Origin of the sequence: Rothia sp. P4278, assembly GCF_048512945.1 — a bacterium.
GTDB lineage: Bacteria > Actinomycetota > Actinomycetes > Actinomycetales > Micrococcaceae > Rothia.
This window is the reverse complement of the sequence record NZ_JBLXXU010000004.1, coordinates 118,505-133,956: the sequence shown is the minus strand read 5'-3', so window position 1 is coordinate 133,956 and position 15,452 is coordinate 118,505. Positions and strand designations below refer to the sequence as shown.

Below are 15,452 nucleotides of genomic sequence, written 5' to 3'. Positions count from 1 at the left end.
AAGCTGAGATAAAAATTTCTCACGTTACACGAGATTTTTGTTCAATAATTTGCGTTTCTCTGTGGTATATGCAAGATGCGGTCGCCTAGAAGAATCGGCGCAAAGTGGCATAAAGTTAGGGGCATGACCTCAGCAGATATGGGCGCTAGGCCCACTTTCCCCCGTTTCATAGATACCCTGTCGCAACGGCAGACTCCAGCTCTGCTCTGGTATTCAGTACCGGGTGAACGTATTGAGCTTTCAGGCAGGGTTCTTAACAATTGGGTGGCTAAAACCGCTAACTTACTGGTAGACGAGTGCGACCTGGAGGCCACTCAGCTTCTTGCCCTGCCTAAGCGCTTGCACTGGCGGTCCCTGATTCTGGCTCTTGCGGCTCTTCGCGTGGGGGCAGAAATTACCTTTGATGGGGAGCGGTCAGCACAGGTTTTTGCGACTTTTGATCCGGCGGAGCGGGCCAAAGCAGATGCGGAGCATAGGCTGGTTCTTGCCAGTGAGCCCTTGGCACCGCGCTTTAACGGGGAGCTACCGGTAGGGGCTCTTGACTACGCAGCCGAGGTACGCTTGCACCCCGATGTCTACATGGGCTTCCCTGAGCCCGACCCGCAGGAGAAAGCCTGGGAGGGCACCAGTTACAGGGAGCTTATGCTGGCACTTGAAGAGCGAGTGCTGAACCTCGACAGCCAGCTGGGGCAGGAGACTGCTGCTCTCTGCCTACAGAGCCGGGATTTGACTACGGGCTCTCTTACTCAGGCACTTGTAGCGCTGAGCGCAGGGTACGCAGTGCTTATTCTGGACCCCCACATCGAGTGGGACCAAGAACGAATCAGTCGAGTTTTGGGCGACGAACGGGCCCAGCTTTATCCGGCTCAATAACAGGCAGAGAACCAGTTATTATCTTGGTTGCCTCTTCAATGAGCTCCGCGCGTTCCTCTTCAGCCGTCTTGTCTTGGGTGTGGCTCTTGCTCTGGGAGAAAACCCAGAACTTGTAGAGGAAGTAGCGAACGATAGTACCCAGGATTGTACCGATGATGGTACCTGAGATAAAGGATGCCATCGGGCTTGTTAGGTGAAGCACGTAGAGGCTGAAGAGCACACAAGAGGTTTCAACACCAATCCCAATAGCGTTGACGATGCCAAATTCGATAGCCTCACGGGTTTTGTTGCCGGTTCGCTTCTGCCTAAAGGTCCACATACGGTTGACGATCCAGGAGAAGACCGTAGCTACTACACCAGCGACTACTTTGGCCTTGGCATGTCCGTCTGCAAGGATTGAATGCATCAAGAACCAAGTAACCGCGGAATTCAGAACGAATGCAAGGCCCCCTACGGTTAAAAATTGGAGGATCTCGGTACCGTGTTCTTTCCACAGTACCTGCACACGTTGGGTCAAGGAACTCAATTTTCTCCCTTACTTGGCAGTGCTTCCCGGTTGTTTTCTTAACGGTAGGTAATAGCGTACCTGGCGGCGGGGAGCAAGACACTCATCTGTTCACATAGTACAGCCTGTCGAGCAGGCGCTTAGATCTCAAGAGTATTTTTTGCTTACATGTGGCGGTGGATTAGCTGGGAATAATCTCCACACCAGACAGGCGCTTCATTATGTGGGGAATACTTTTACAAGCCCCCTGCGCACGGGTAGCCTAGTGGATGTGACCTACCCTATGACTGGACCCAAAATTGGTGTTATTGGTGGTGGCCAGCTGGCCCGCATGATGGCCCCTGCTGCCACGGAACTTGGCTTTGACCTGACTGTTCTGGCAGAAGATTCGGGAGTATGTGCCCGTGCGGCGGTCGCGCAAGCACCGATTGGTGATTACCGCGACTACGAAACTCTGGCGGCTTTTGCCCGCGAGGTTGATGTTCTCACTTTTGACCATGAGCACGTTCCCACGGCTTTGCTGGAACGGTTAATCTCTGAGGGAATCAACGTCCAACCGCGTCCCTCCGCCCTGGTCTATGCCCAGGACAAGATTCAGATGCGTAAGGCGGTTGACCGGCTGGGGCTACCCAACCCGCGCTGGGCCGAGGTAAGAACCCTCGATGACCTCCTGGCTTTTGGTGACAGCATCGGGTGGCCGCTTGTGCTGAAGACTCCTCGTGGCGGTTACGACGGCAAGGGGGTCATGGTTCTTGATTCTGCTCAGCAGGCGGCCCAAGAATCTGCCTCCTGGTTTGAGCAACTCCCCCAGCGCACTGATTTCTCTGCCTTGCTTGCAGAAGAAAAGGTCCCTTTCAATCGGGAGCTCTCTGCCCTGGTAGCCCGCAACGATGCCGGCCAGGTTGAACCCTGGGCTGTAGCCGAATCTATCCAGGTCAATTCCGTATGCGATGAGGTCATGGCCCCCGCACCGGGCATCAGTGACCGGGTAGCCCAGAAGGCCCAGGATGCCGCTGTCACGGTAGCAACCGAGCTTGGTGTTACCGGCGTTATGGCCGTTGAGCTCTTTGAAGTACCCGGCAGTGATCACGGCTTCCTGATCAACGAGTTCGCCATGCGCCCCCACAACTCTGGCCACTGGACCCAGGACGGCTCAGTCACCAGCCAGTTTGAGCAGCACCTCCGCGCGGTAGCCAACTATCCCCTCGGTAGTACCGCGATCAAGGGCGAGGTGGCGCTCATGAAGAATTTCTTGGGTGGAACCAACGACGATATTTTTGGAGTCTATCCCGCCCTCATGAAAGCCTACCCGGCCGCCAAAGTGCACTACTACGGCAAGGCGGTTAAGCCCGGTCGCAAGATTGGGCATATTAACCTGACCGGGTCGCGCGCTGAACTCAGCGACCTGAGGCAGCAGGCAGCCCAGGCCGCCTCCCTACTCACCAACGGCCTAGCCTAAGGGCTCGGTCTGATGCTCAATCTTTAGTAACCCGGCTTTAGGCCACCAACCCCAAGGAGCGCTCATGGCTTCCCCTTACGATTCAAGCAACCCCATCGTCGGTATTGTGATGGGCTCCGATTCTGACTGGCCGGTCATGGAAGCCGCCGTTCAGGCTCTGGAAGAGTTCGGCATACCCTACGAGGTCGATGTTGTCTCCGCCCACCGTATGCCCCAAGACATGATTGCCTACGGCCGTAAGGCCCACGAACGGGGCCTGCGCGTGATTATTGCCGGTGCCGGCGGTGCCGCGCACCTGCCCGGTATGCTGGCTTCGGTGACTCCCTTGCCCGTGATTGGTGTGCCGATCAAACTCAAGAGCCTCGACGGCATGGACTCACTGCTCTCAATCGTCCAGATGCCCGCAGGGGTTCCCGTGGCAACGGTCTCTATCGACGGTGCCCGCAACGCTGGCCTGCTTGCCCTTCGAATCCTGGGTTCAGGCGATGACGGTTTTGCCCGCCAGGTCCGCTCAGATTTGGTCGATTTTGCCGCTTCGCTCCGCCAAAGCGCCCAGGACAAGGGTTCAGCCCTGCGCGCTAAGGTCCAGGAGTACAAAGACGAGCTCGATGAATCCGCTCCCCGGCCTGCGCTCTCACAGCAGGCTCCCAAGGCCGCTACCAAGCCTACCGATGAGGTACCTAAAACACCCTACGCCCCCTAAAGAGCGACAGAGGTGAGCAGAATAAAAACTCTTTTCTCACCGCGCGCCCCGTTAGCACCCAGTTTCTTTCGCTAGTGTGGTTGAGTAGTTTTCTACTCAGCCACACCGGCTTCTTGTGAACCATCATTTTCAGGGAGGCACCCTATGTCCCGCCAGAGTAACCAGCCCTTGGCACCCGAGCCTATTAGTGGCACCCGGGGGCGTGGTCAACACCTTGCTGAGCCTCTCTACACGGATCCTCTGCGCCACCCAGAAAAGGCCTCGGCGGGGGTACGATCACGCCGCGCCTGGGTCTTACTTCTACTTACCCTGGTTCTGCCCGGTTCAGCCCAGCTCCTGACCGGGCGTAGGGTGCTGGGGCGCAGAGCACTCATCGTCACCCTGTCCATGTGGGCGCTGGTTATACTGCTGGTTGTGCTGTGGGCGGTACGCCGCACCCTGGTTCTTTCACTCTTGACAAGCGCCTGGTCTCTCATGCTGGTCACCGGCCTGCTGATTCTGCTGGCCGCAGGCTGGGTGCTGCTTCTGGTCGATACCCTATTAGCTATCCGCCCAGGCCTACTCGAAGGCCGCTCCAAGACTCTGGTAACGCTGGCAGTCATAGCCTCAATTCTGGTGACCGGTGGTGGCCTAACCTACGGCGCTTACGTCACTTGGCTAGGACGCGGGGTCCTGGGCGATATCTTTGCCGGTGGGACCCAGCTTAAAGAACAGGACGGTCGCTACAACATTCTTCTCATGGGTGGTGATGCCGGGGCCGACCGTGTGGGCCGCCGCCCCGACTCCATGACCGTTGCATCTATTGATGCCAAAACCGGCCAGGCCATCACTATCTCGGTTCCGCGTAACCTCCAGAACGCTATCTTTGAGGAAAACTCACCGCTCTGGCAGGTCTACCCCGAGGGTTTTAACTGCGGTGATGAGTGCATCCTCAATGCCCTCTACCCCACTGTCACAGCTAACTATGCTGACCTTTATCCCGGAGCTGACGATCCCGGGGCCGAGGCCACCATGGACGCTGTTTCTGGGGTTCTGGGAATTACCGTAGAGAACTATCTACTCATTGATATGTCAGGCTTCGAACAGCTCATTGATGCCTTGGGCGGTATCACTATTGATGTGGGTGGTCGTGTACCCATTGGCGGCGGCACCAATGAGATTACCGGCCTGCCCAACCCCATTGACGGCTATATTGAGCCGGGTGTTCAACACCTTGATGGTTTCCATGCGCTCTGGTATGCCCGTTCCCGTGAGGGTGCCAGTGACTACGACAGGCAGGCCCGCCAGCGCTGTGTGCAGGCCGCTATGCTCAAACAGCTTGATCCTGCCAACGTTCTCACCAAGTTTGCCGATATCACCGCTGCCGGTGAGCAGGTCATCGAGACCAATCTGCCCCAAAACGGCCTGGCGGCCCTAGGCGATGTGGCTCTTAAGTCCAAGAATTACGGCCTCATTCAGTTTGCGGCTGGCCCTCCCTACTTTGACGCTTTGTTCCCCACCTACCCCGATTTTGACCAGCTCCAGGCCGCCATCCAGCAGGTAATTACGGACTCAGCCCAGGGTATCCAGCCCACAGCGGTCTCCGCCGCCGCAGAGGCAAACGGTGTCCCTGTCATTGAAACCGTGGCCTACCGCGCCCAGCCTGTCGCTGAGCTGAGCGAGAACGGGACCTGCTCAGTACCTTAGGAGCAGAAAGCCGGTGGCTAAAGGCGGTAAGCTGGTGAGCATGAGTAATATCTTGCAGTCAGATATCTGGGCTAAGTTCCAAGAAGCAAACGGCCACCAAGTTTTCCGTGGTCAGGGTGAGGGCTGGCGGTATATGGCCACCCTGGAAGGCGGTTCAACCGGCCGCTATCTTTATGCTCCCTACGGCCCCGACGCTGACAATGAAGTAGCTTTCGATGCCGCTATTGCCGATATGAAGCACCTAGCATCTGACGCTAACTGCTGGTTTATTCGGGTTGAACCCACTAACAGCGCTATCTGGGGTGAGCCTAGTGGCCAAGCGTTCCTTGCGGCCAAGGGTTTCAAGCTCTCTCCTCGCCAGATTCAGCCGGCCCACACCCAGGTCATTGATCTGACTCAGTCAGAAGAGGACATTCTCAAGGGGATGTCAGCAACCAACCGCAACCTGCACCGAAATATCCACAAGAAGGGTGTTTCTTTCGAGAAGTCTCAGAACCCAGCAGACGTCGATATTCTGCTAGGCTACTTGGACCAGACCGCTAACCGCCTGGGCTTCAACCGCCAGCAGGACGACTACCTCAGGACGGTCGCTGAGGTGCTGATGCCCGCGGGGGCGGCCAACCTGTTCATCGCTAAGGCTGACGGAGAGCCGATCGGCGCTTCACTCTGCTACGACTCAGATGACACTCGCACCTATGCGCACGCAGCGACCTCCTTTGAGCACCGCAGGCTCACAGTAGGCAACCCGCTCCTGTCACACATTATTTTCGATGCTAAAGAGTCCGGCCTCAGCTACATGGATCTCTTTGGTATTGCCCCCACCGATGATCCCGACCACGAATGGGCTGGTTTTACCAAATTTAAGAAATCTTTTGGGGGCGCCTCAGTGTCTTTCCCCGGCACCTGGGATTTGCCCGTCTCTACTAACGGATACAGGGCCTACAAGGGTATCCGTTCAGCCCGTGAGCTTGCGGGCAAAGGCAAGAGCCTTGCTACCGAGAGAGTCCTTCCCAAGGCCAAGGGCACCTTAGCGGCTCTTGGTACCAAGCTGGGTAAGTAAATACCTAAGCTAAGACATAAAGCGCTGGCCCACCGATACTCCTATCGGTGGGCCAGCGCTTTATCTTTTATCTCAGTGGCTATTTAGCCCTGCATCAGGCTAGAGAGAACCTCTGAGTAGCGGGAGAGCTTATGTTCAGCTTCAATCAGGCGTACAGTACCTGATTTGGCGCGCATGACCAGTGACTGGGTGGTTACGGTGTCGCGGCCGTAACGTACACCGCGGAGTAGTTTGCCGTCGGTAATACCGGTTGCGGCAAAGAAGCAGTTATCGGTGGTAACCAGGTCATCGGTGGTGAGAACCGCATCGAGGTCGTGTCCGGCATCCAGTGCCTTCTGGCGCTCCGCTTCATCGGTAGGAGCCAGACGGCCCTGAATGATGCCACCGGTTGCCTTAATAGCGCAGGCCGAAACAATACCTTCGGGGGTACCACCAATACCCATCATCAGGTCCACGCCGGTGCCCTCACGGCAAGCTGCAATAGCACCAGCAACGTCACCGTCCAGGATCATGCGGGTACGCGCACCGGTGGCGCGAATATCTTCAACCAGCTTGGCATGGCGGGGACGGTCCAGCACACATACGGTCAGCTGGCTAACGCTGGTGCCCTTAGCCTTAGCAACAAGGTGCAGGTTCTGCTTGACGGGCAGGCGCAAATCAACCAGATCGGCGGCCTCAGGGCCGGTGACCAGTTTCTCCATGTAGAACACAGCGGAGGGATCAAACATGGTTCCGCTTTCGGCTACCGCGATGACCGAAAGAGCGTTATCCATGCCCAGAGCGGTAAGGCGGGTACCGTCAATCGGATCGACCGCAACATCAAAGCGGGTTCCGCTACCGTCACCCACCTGCTCGCCGTTAAAGAGCATGGGGGCCTCATCTTTTTCGCCCTCGCCAATGACAACGGTTCCGTTGAATTGAACGGTTTTCAAACGGGCACGCATGGCATCAACGGCCGCGCCATCTGCCATGTTCTTATCACCGGCACCTACCAGGGGGCCGGACGCAATGGCTGCCGCTTCTGTAGCTCTCACCAATTCGAGCGCGAGATTGCGGTCTTCCTTGCTTATTGGGGACATCTTCTCACCTTCGAGTTCTTATCAATTATTTTTAGGCGCAACACCGCACTGGGACGCTTCGCTGCGCCGTATACCTTCTAGCCTACTCGTTTCATCTCTGCCTTTCATGGCCCCACCCCGTCCGCTCCAGCTAAATCGGCTATATGACACAATGAACCTCGGTTGGCGTAGGAGCCACTTCGTATATGAGAATAGGAGACGTGACTTCATCCATGACTCCTGACCCCCAGCGCCCCACAGACTCCCAGCAGCTAGCTGGCAACGACAGCCAGCCATCAGCTACCGCACCGGAGAACGGTGATGACCGTGTCCTGCCCCAGATCACAGAAAAGCAGGCCCAGCGCATCAACGCCCCAGCGCGCAATATGGTGATTTCCATGGTGGTCATGGTTCTTCTTCTGCTACCGGTTATCTGGCTCATGCCGCAGCCCAATAAGAACCCCTACCGCCCCTCAGTAGACCTACCCCTTGTAGCCTATGAGGCCAGTGACCAGGCAGGCTACCCGGTGGCGGCTGCCCAGCAGCAGGGCTGGCACTACAACTATGCCCGCTGGGTCACCGGCCAAGCGGATGGTATCAACTATTGGTCAACCGGCCAGGTCACACCCACCAACCATTTCATTGAGCTGATTCAAGCTACCAACACCAACCCCACCTGGATAGCCCAGACCGTAGGCAATGCGGTACCGGAGGCTAGGGTCAACGTAGCATCCCTCGAATGGGAAGTCCGGTCCTTGGCTGATCCCGACCATAAATCTAAGGTGACTACTTTCTACATTGGAGAGGTCAAGGGAACCACTCTCATCTTCAAGGGAGAAGCTGAAGCCTCTGAGTTCCAGGCCCTGATTGAAGCAACAGTCAGTTATATGGACTCCCCCTCCTCGACAGTCGCGCCCACGCCCTCCAGCGGCATCCGCTAGGACACACCACAAGATAAGTGGCAGTTCATCTGCCGGGAGCGGGAAACTGCCTGCTAGGTTAGTCTTCAACAGATTGATCGCCGGAAAGAAGCCCAGCATGAGCACCAGTATTGAAACCCCCATCCAGGCTTGGGAACGCCTGGTAGAAGGCAACGCCCGTTTTGTGGCGGGTACACGCTCCCACCCCAATCAAGACGCTACTCGTAGGGCTGAACTGGTCGATGGGCAGTACCCCTTTGCCGCTATTTTCGGCTGTGGGGACTCCCGCCTGGCAGCTGAGATTATTTTCGATTTGGGTCTGGGCGATGCTTTTGTGGTTCGTACTGCCGGGCAGGTACTCGATGATGCCGTTCTAGGTTCTTTAGAATACGCAGCCGGTGAACTCAACATTCATCTCATCATGGTACTGGGGCACGATGCCTGCGGTGCAATTACGGCAACCAGGCAGGCTCTCGAATCCGGGACTATGCCACCGGGCTTTATCCGCAACCTGGTAGAGGGAATCCTGCCCTCAGTTATCTCCCCCGAACTGCCGGAAAATGCCAGTATCAGCGACATGGTAGTTGAGCACACTCGCCAAACAGCAGCCCGTATTGCCGAACAGTCCGGGATTATCCGAGAAGGTATCGAGGATGGCAGTATTGCCGTCATCGGGGTTTTTTACCATCTGGCTGATGGCAAAGCCGACCTGGTCTATTCCTCCTCCCCACTCATCACAATTTAGTGGTCTTCTCAGCTGTCATCTTCCGACTCGGATGCGACAGGCATCACGCAAACGTACTAAGCTATAGCTATGACTGAAAACACTGAATACCGCATTGAACACGACACTATGGGTGAGGTTCGCGTCCCCAAAAGCGCCCTCTACCGTGCCCAGACCCAGCGTGCCGTTGAGAATTTCCCCATCTCAGGTCAAACTCTGGAGCCCGCCCACATTCGTGCTCTAGCTCTTATCAAGAAAGCAGCTGCGAGCGCCAATGAAGAGCTCGGTGTGCTTGACTCTACCCGTGCCCAGGCTATCCGCGACGCCGCTGACCTGGTAGCTTCGGGTGCCTACGATGAGCACTTCCCCATCGATGTTTTCCAGACCGGCTCCGGTACCTCATCGAATATGAACACCAATGAGGTACTCGCCACCCTGGCTAACCGCGCCCTGTCCGGTAAAGATATTGAGGTTCACCCCAACGACCATGTGAACGCTTCTCAGTCCTCCAACGATGTCTTCCCAACCTCCGTCCACCTGGCAGCTACCGAGGCTCTGCTCAAGGATCTGGTCCCTGCGCTGGAGTACCTGGCTGAGTCACTCGAGCGTAAGGCTCTTGAGTTCAAGGACGTTGTTAAGTCCGGCCGTACTCACCTGATGGACGCTACCCCCGTGACCCTAGGCCAGGAGTTCTCCGGTTACGCAGCTCAGGTACGTTACGGTATTGAGCGTATCCATGCCTCACTCCCCCGCGTAGCTGAGGTACCCCTGGGTGGCACCGCTGTCGGTACCGGCATTAACACACCTGATGGTTTCTCCGCGCGTGTGATTGAACTCTTGGCTGAGGAAACCGGCCTGCCCCTGACCGAGGCACGCAACCACTTTGAGGCTCAGGCCAACCGTGACGGTCTGGTTGAGGCCTCTGGCCAGCTGCGCAATATCGCCTACTCTTTCATGAAGATTAATAACGATATTCGGTGGATGGGTTCGGGACCCAATACCGGTCTGGGTGAGATCCATATTCCCGACCTTCAGCCCGGCTCCTCGATTATGCCTGGTAAGGTCAATCCCGTTATCTGTGAGGCGGCCATTATGGTTGCCGCCCAGGTCATCGGTAATGACACCACTATCGCCCTGTCATCGACCAACGGTGCTTTTGAGCTGAATGTGGGTATTCCAGTCATGGCCGCTAATTTGCTCCAATCGATCCGTCTGCTGTCCAATACCTCGCGTGTGATGGCCGATAAGATGATTGACGGGCTTGAGGCAAATGTAGAGCGTGCTCGATTCCTGGCGGAGGCTTCGCCCTCCACCGTGACCCCCATGAACAAGCTCATTGGTTACGAGGCCGCTGCAAAGATCGCTAAGTACTCGGTAGCTCATAAGACTACCGTCCGCGAAGCCGTGATTGCTCTGGGCTACGTTGAGCGCGGTGAAGTCACCGAAGAACAGCTCGATCAGGCACTCGATGTCACCAAGATGCTGGGTAGTTTCTAACCTCCCCCCGCTAGCTAAGAGCAAAGCCCCGGCGCCCTTGTATGGGCCGGGGCTTTGGCTGTCTTAGGGGTGGGAGAGAAGGTCGAAGCGGGCGCCCTGACGGTGCTTGAGGGCCGCGTCGATGCGGTCTAACATGCGCGGGCTACAGAACTGGGTGAGGTCTTCTAGCGGCACCCAACGTACCTCGCTTGATTCTTCGTCGTTGACGGTGGCTTCTCCTGACACATAGCGGCAATAGAAAGTGTGGTCCAGAAACTGGCAGCGATCCCCATTACCAAAGGTCATAGACGGGTCCGCTTTGACCTGCCCCAGGGCAACCACCTCAATCACCACGTTCGCCTCTTCCTGGGCTTCGCGTAGGCAGGTCAGGGCGGGGCTTTCCCCGGGGTCAACGATGCCGGTCACCGGAGTCCACTGACCGTTATCACTGCGGCGTACCAGGAGGATATCGCCATTCTCACGCTGGATAACCGCGGTAGCACCCGATAGCCACAGGAGCTCGTGGCCGACTTTGCTACGGAGCTGGGTGATGAAGTCTGGGGTAGGCATGGGGTCTCCTTTCAGGGAGCGACCGGGACGGGAGCACATTAGGTAGCGGGGAATAGCAAGGCAATGGTGGTGCCTAAGAGCATGAAAGGGCCAAAGGCTATATGGGTTCTGGCCTGTGCTCTGCCAGTGAGTATCAGTGCCAGGGAGTAGAGGCCGCCCAGGAGGAAGATGAGCAGGTTGCCCCAGAGCAGGTTAAGCGGGGAGAAGTAGCCCAGGAGCAGACCCAAGACACCGGCAAGCTTGATGTCGCCCAAGCCGAGGGCCCCGCCAGAAGCAAGGCGCATCACCCAGTAGAAGCCCCCCATGATCACCCCGGAGTAAGCAGTCTGGCGGGCAGTCTCAAAGCTATCGGGGGCTGTCAGCAGGGTAACCCCGAGTAGAGGTAGGCCGACTAGCGCGTACATGGGCAGAACAATCCGGTCAGGCAGGCGGTGCTCCCGCGCATCGATAATCCACAGGCGAGTGGCACAGAGAAGGTAGTAACCGGCCACCCACCCCATCAGGAGGGCCGCTAAGCCTGACTGCCAGCTACCTGCCAGAGCATCGGCTAGCAACTGATAAAGCTCGTGCACCATATTCGATTAAGAGCCGAAACGGCGTTGACGCTGGGCGTAGTCACGCAGGGCCCGCACGAAATCTACCCTGCGGAAATCGGGCCATAGGGCCTCACAGAAATAGAACTCAGAGTAAGCCGACTGCCAGGTCATAAAACCGGAAAGTCGTTGTTCCCCCGATGTGCGGATCAGCAGGTCCGGGTCAGGCATGCCGCTGGTATACAGGTGGCGGGAGATATCTTCAATGGTGACCTTCTCGGAAAGCTCTTCAAGGCTGGCACCCTGCTCGGCTGCTTCACGGAGCAGGCTCCGCACCGCGTCGGTAATCTCCTGACGACCGCCGTACCCGACGGCGATATTTACCTGAAGCCCGCACAGCGAGGCGGTCTGGTTCTCTCCCTCTTCAAGAGTGGAACGTAGACTCTCGGGGAGAGAATCGAGACGGCCCACAGCCTTAATCCGCGCAATTTGAGCGGCAGCAAGTTTTTGCGCGAATCCCTCGATGACCTCTACCAAATCATTAAGCTCTTCGCTGCTACGTTTTAAGTTCTCGGTAGAAAGCATGTAGAGAGTCACCATAGGAATCTTAAGCTCGGTACACCAGCCAAGAAACTCAATGATGCGGGCGGCACCGGCTTCATGACCGTGCTTGGTACTCTCCCCCAAGAGAGCTGCCCAGCGGCGGTTGCCGTCAACCAGCACACCAATGTGCTGGGGTAGCTTTGAGCCAGGAATCCCTGCTGTTAGCGACCGCTCATAGACCGTATAAAGAGGTTGCGGTAACTTCATGTAAGGCTCCTGAAAAGACGGTGCATGGTGAGTTCTACCCTGCTCATTCTACCCTGTCGCACATCGGCTGACCCCACCAGTACAAACCTAGCTTGAAGATCCGCATTCTATTTCTGGCAGGTAACAAACCAAGCCGGCTTAACCTGCCATACTGAGTATATGGATTCAGATGTTGGCAATCCCCAGACCGGTGGAACCGAAGCATTAGAGAATACGTATCGAGAACCTCAAGTCACCCAGGTCCAAGAAGAAATCATGGACTTCTACCGTACCCACGGTAAACCGCTCCTGCGCGGTTGGATTCACGCTGGCTTTACCCCTATCGCCTTTGTCGCCGGAATTATTCTGATTCTTCTCTCTGGCGGTGGCACCCTGGGCGTAGCCTGCGCAATTTTTGCATTCACCGGGGTTCTGCTCTTTGGTGCCTCGGGAATCTACCACCGGGGCTACTGGTCCGCCGGCCCGCGTATGGTGCTCAAACGGCTTGACCACGCCAATATCACCCTCCTGATTGCGGGCACCTACACCCCCATTGCTCTCACCTTGCTGACAGGCACCCAGCGCTCCGTTCTGCTCTGGGTTATCTGGGGCTGCGCGCTTTCAGTATCCCTCTTCAGAATCTTTTGGACGGGGGCACCCCGCTGGCTCTACACCCCGATCTACGTCATCATGGGCCTAATCGCTGTCTTCTTCCTGGGTGACTTCTGGCAGGTCTCCCCCACGGCCACCGTCCTCATTGCTACCGGTGGGCTCACCTACATTGTGGGGGCAGGCTTCTACGCCACCAAAAAACCGGCCCTACTGCCCCAGGTGTTTGGGTTCCATGAGCTCTTCCATGTATTCACCGTGCTGGGTTTTATCCAGCACTACATTGCAGTTCTTATCAGCCTATTGCACTAGCTAGCCTAGGGAGCCAGTTGTACGCATCCCCCGGTATAGCACGGGGCGGCACCCGGCATGGGGTACCGCCTCCCACAGGAGCGATAAAGCTATCAGACCGTTTTCCTAGTGCGGGCGTCGTAGATGATCCTGAGCAACAACAGCCTCATCACGAACTGTCGGAACAACCTGGCCCTGCTGCCCAGCAGCGGCTGCCTCCGCCGCAGCACGTTCCTCAGCTTCACGCGCAATAGCGTACTCACTGCGGTACCGCAGGCGCCGGGCACGGCGCGTCAAATCAAGACCCAACAAGATAATGGCAAGAGCCATAATAGAAGTCACGATAAAGCCAATAATGCCGGGTGAGCCCCTAAAAGAACCGTCCGGGTTCACCGTTGTAATAACGGTGGGGGTAGCCTCAGCGGCGAGGAGAATAAAGGGAGTCAGTGCTGACACGGTGATGATGTCCTCCGTTGAGGGGTTAAAAGCGGGCACGGCCGGTAGGACCGTAAACCATTCTACGCGCCCAGGTTGCCCCAAGCGATGACAGCTAGGTAAGGCACTTAGCTTGCAGTGAAGTCGATACCAGCCGCAAAACAGGTTTCGGGTAACTCGGTGCCCACCCGGGAATGAGCCAGCACATAGTCCTCAAAAGGCCAAATCTTCCGCTGAATCTCGGGCGATACCACAAAAAATATGGAGTCCGGCGCCACCTGGGAACGATGAGCCAGCAGAGCCTGATCACGCTTTTCAAAAAAGTCAGCACAGTTAATGCGGGTAGTAGTCTGGTGCCGGGATATCGGAGGCCGGTGCCCCTCAGCGTCCTCTTCCAAGGACATTGCAATCCACTGGGCAAAAGGAGACTCAAGACCCTCAGCCTCAAGATAGCTGTTAAAAGCCTTCATACGGTCCAGGCTAAAAGCGCGGTCATAGTAAATCTTAGAAACCTGCCAAGGTTGACCGGTCCCGGGGTAAGCACCGGGCTCCCCCGCCTTCTGGAAAGCCTCCATCGACACCCGGTGGGTCATGATGTGGTCCGGGTGCGGGTAACCACCTATCTCGTCATAGGTCAGAATAAGGTGGGGCTTGAAGTCCCTTACCAACCGGATCAAAGGAGCCGCAGCCTGCTCCAGCGGCAGGCTGGCAAAAGAGCCAAAGGGAAGCGGGGGCAAGGGATCACCTTGGGGAAGCCCTGAATCGACAAAACCAATCCAGCGGTGCTCAATCCCTAAGACCTCAGCGGCCTGCTTCATCTCAGCACGGCGAACACCCGCCAAATCACGGTGAGCAAGAGGGTTGCTCTCTACCTCAGCGTTCAGGATATCTCCGCGCTCGCCACCGGTCATCGATGCAACCATCACACGGGCACCACGAGCTACATAAGCTGCCATACTTGCGGCTCCCTTTGACGATTCATCGTCAGGGTGGGCGTGGACAGCCAGAATACGCAGGCCGGTGTAATCATCCTTCAGGGGAGCCACCAGGGCCGGGTCATAGGCTGGGGTAGATATTTCTGCTACGGTCATACGATAACTCTCTTAGGCAAGGTGACAGGCCGGTGTTTGGGGTATCGTAAGGAGTGCTACCCACTCGAACACACTGGTCAATTCTACCTGCCAGAAACCCGAAGATAGCACCCCATGTTACCCCGTATGAAAGGCCCGGCCATGGCCGCCACCAAGCTCCAAGACCGCTACGGTACAGCCCGCCAGCGAAAGCCCTTACCCAAGGGCTTTTGGTACATGCTCAGCCTCACAGCGGCTGTCATCGGTGGGGCTTTCGTTCTGTGGGTACAGCTCGATTCCAACGACCAGCCAACGGCCCGTGATGTGGGGTTCACCCTGACTAGTTCCGATGAGGTCAAGCTAACCTTTGAGGTCAGCAAACACCCCGAGGACACCGCCATCTGCGCCGTCAAAGCGCTCAACTCAGCGGGCGCGCCCGTAGGTTGGAAAGAAGTAGCAGTGGGCCCCTACACGGACCAGAACGGCAACGGCATTTCGGTTCAAACCGTACAGCTGCGGGTACTGGGCGAAGCTACCACCACGACCGTTGACAGTTGCTGGAAAGCCCCCTAACCGTCCGCTATCTCGTCTCAAGTTGAGGCGCGGCCACCGTCTATGGGTAGACTAGGCACGAAAACCTTGAAAGAGTACAAGCTATCGCTCTGTCTCTTTCTCAGATTCAGCCGGTGCA

At 56.9% G+C, this 15,452-nt stretch carries 17 protein-coding genes; 10 read left to right on the top strand and 7 right to left on the bottom strand.

Going from position 1 to position 15,452, the window contains the following annotated elements:
• The first annotated feature begins 123 nt into the window (after window positions 1-123).
• On the top strand, window positions 124-873 hold the full coding sequence (locus ACN085_RS08760) for a TIGR03089 family protein (RefSeq protein WP_419111282.1): 750 nt from the start codon (window positions 124-126) through the stop codon (window positions 871-873).
• On the opposite strand, the gene ACN085_RS08755 is transcribed toward ACN085_RS08760, so the two are convergent.
• Complete coding sequence (locus ACN085_RS08755) at window positions 824-1,399, bottom strand: GtrA family protein (protein WP_419111281.1); 576 nt, start codon at window positions 1,397-1,399, stop codon at window positions 824-826. The two genes, ACN085_RS08760 and ACN085_RS08755, sit on opposite strands and share 50 nt — an antisense overlap.
• Window positions 1,400-1,661: 262 nt before the next feature.
• Here ACN085_RS08755 and ACN085_RS08750 point away from each other — a divergent pair, with 262 nt between their 5' ends.
• The 4 genes from ACN085_RS08750 (at window position 1,662) to ACN085_RS08735 (ending at window position 6,286) form a co-directional block, all read left to right on the top strand.
• Window positions 1,662-2,837 (top strand): 5-(carboxyamino)imidazole ribonucleotide synthase, encoded by a 1,176-nt coding sequence (locus ACN085_RS08750; protein ID WP_419111280.1) that lies wholly within the window; start codon window positions 1,662-1,664, stop codon window positions 2,835-2,837.
• 64 nt (window positions 2,838-2,901) lie between these two features.
• Window positions 2,902-3,540 carry a 5-(carboxyamino)imidazole ribonucleotide mutase gene (gene purE, locus ACN085_RS08745; RefSeq protein WP_419111279.1) on the top strand — a complete coding sequence of 213 codons (639 nt, stop codon included), beginning with the start codon at window positions 2,902-2,904 and terminating at the stop codon, window positions 3,538-3,540.
• 144 nt (window positions 3,541-3,684) lie between these two features.
• Window positions 3,685-5,226, top strand: coding sequence for an LCP family protein (locus tag ACN085_RS08740; protein ID WP_419111278.1), 1,542 nt, complete (start codon window positions 3,685-3,687; stop codon window positions 5,224-5,226).
• 40 nt (window positions 5,227-5,266) lie between these two features.
• Window positions 5,267-6,286, top strand: coding sequence for a lipid II:glycine glycyltransferase FemX (locus ACN085_RS08735; protein ID WP_419111277.1), 1,020 nt, complete (start codon window positions 5,267-5,269; stop codon window positions 6,284-6,286).
• Between the two features lie 83 nt (window positions 6,287-6,369).
• On the opposite strand, the gene glpX is transcribed toward ACN085_RS08735, so the two are convergent.
• A complete protein-coding gene (gene glpX / locus ACN085_RS08730; RefSeq protein WP_419104418.1) occupies window positions 6,370-7,365 on the bottom strand; it encodes a class II fructose-bisphosphatase in 996 nt (331 codons plus the stop codon).
• Window positions 7,366-7,565: 200 nt separating this feature from the next.
• Here glpX and ACN085_RS08725 point away from each other — a divergent pair, with 200 nt between their 5' ends.
• The 3 genes from ACN085_RS08725 to ACN085_RS08715 all read left to right on the top strand — a co-directional run bounded on the left by ACN085_RS08725 (window position 7,566) and on the right by ACN085_RS08715 (window position 10,485).
• Window positions 7,566-8,285, top strand: coding sequence for a DUF4245 domain-containing protein (locus tag ACN085_RS08725; protein ID WP_419111275.1), 720 nt, complete (start codon window positions 7,566-7,568; stop codon window positions 8,283-8,285).
• A 97-nt stretch (window positions 8,286-8,382) separates the two neighbouring features.
• Window positions 8,383-9,009, top strand: a complete 627-nt coding sequence (locus tag ACN085_RS08720) for a carbonic anhydrase (protein ID WP_419099897.1) — start codon at window positions 8,383-8,385, stop codon at window positions 9,007-9,009.
• Window positions 9,010-9,078: 69 nt separating this feature from the next.
• Window positions 9,079-10,485 carry a class II fumarate hydratase gene (locus tag ACN085_RS08715; protein ID WP_419111274.1) on the top strand — a complete coding sequence of 469 codons (1,407 nt, stop codon included), beginning with the start codon at window positions 9,079-9,081 and terminating at the stop codon, window positions 10,483-10,485.
• 63 nt (window positions 10,486-10,548) lie between these two features.
• On the opposite strand, the gene ACN085_RS08710 is transcribed toward ACN085_RS08715, so the two are convergent.
• Genes ACN085_RS08710 through ACN085_RS08700 form a run of 3 tightly spaced genes read right to left on the bottom strand, consistent with a single transcriptional unit; the run spans window position 10,549 to window position 12,377 of the window.
• Entirely contained in the window at window positions 10,549-11,034 is a 486-nt protein-coding gene (locus tag ACN085_RS08710) for an NUDIX hydrolase (RefSeq protein WP_419099899.1), read from the bottom strand.
• A 38-nt stretch (window positions 11,035-11,072) separates the two neighbouring features.
• The gene (locus ACN085_RS08705) at window positions 11,073-11,606 is read right to left on the bottom strand and encodes a prepilin peptidase (RefSeq protein ID WP_419111273.1); all 534 of its coding nucleotides are present in this window, start codon (window positions 11,604-11,606) and stop codon (window positions 11,073-11,075) included.
• Window positions 11,607-11,615: 9 nt separating this feature from the next.
• Window positions 11,616-12,377, bottom strand: coding sequence for an isoprenyl transferase (locus ACN085_RS08700; RefSeq protein WP_419099901.1), 762 nt, complete (start codon window positions 12,375-12,377; stop codon window positions 11,616-11,618).
• Between the two features lie 159 nt (window positions 12,378-12,536).
• On the opposite strand from ACN085_RS08700, the gene trhA reads away from it, so the two are divergent.
• Window positions 12,537-13,277, top strand: a complete 741-nt coding sequence (gene trhA / locus ACN085_RS08695; RefSeq protein WP_419111272.1) for a PAQR family membrane homeostasis protein TrhA — start codon at window positions 12,537-12,539, stop codon at window positions 13,275-13,277.
• 105 nt (window positions 13,278-13,382) lie between these two features.
• Here trhA and ACN085_RS08690 read toward each other — a convergent pair whose 3' ends face one another.
• Both ACN085_RS08690 and mca read right to left on the bottom strand, forming a co-directional pair.
• Entirely contained in the window at window positions 13,383-13,751 is a 369-nt protein-coding gene (locus tag ACN085_RS08690) for a hypothetical protein (RefSeq protein ID WP_419111271.1), read from the bottom strand.
• A 68-nt stretch (window positions 13,752-13,819) separates the two neighbouring features.
• Window positions 13,820-14,782, bottom strand: a complete 963-nt coding sequence (gene mca, locus ACN085_RS08685) for a mycothiol conjugate amidase Mca (RefSeq protein WP_419111270.1) — start codon at window positions 14,780-14,782, stop codon at window positions 13,820-13,822.
• A 114-nt stretch (window positions 14,783-14,896) separates the two neighbouring features.
• On the opposite strand from mca, the gene ACN085_RS08680 reads away from it, so the two are divergent.
• The gene (locus ACN085_RS08680) at window positions 14,897-15,334 is read left to right on the top strand and encodes a DUF4307 domain-containing protein (RefSeq protein WP_419111269.1); all 438 of its coding nucleotides are present in this window, start codon (window positions 14,897-14,899) and stop codon (window positions 15,332-15,334) included.
• Window positions 15,335-15,452: the final 118 nt, after the last annotated feature.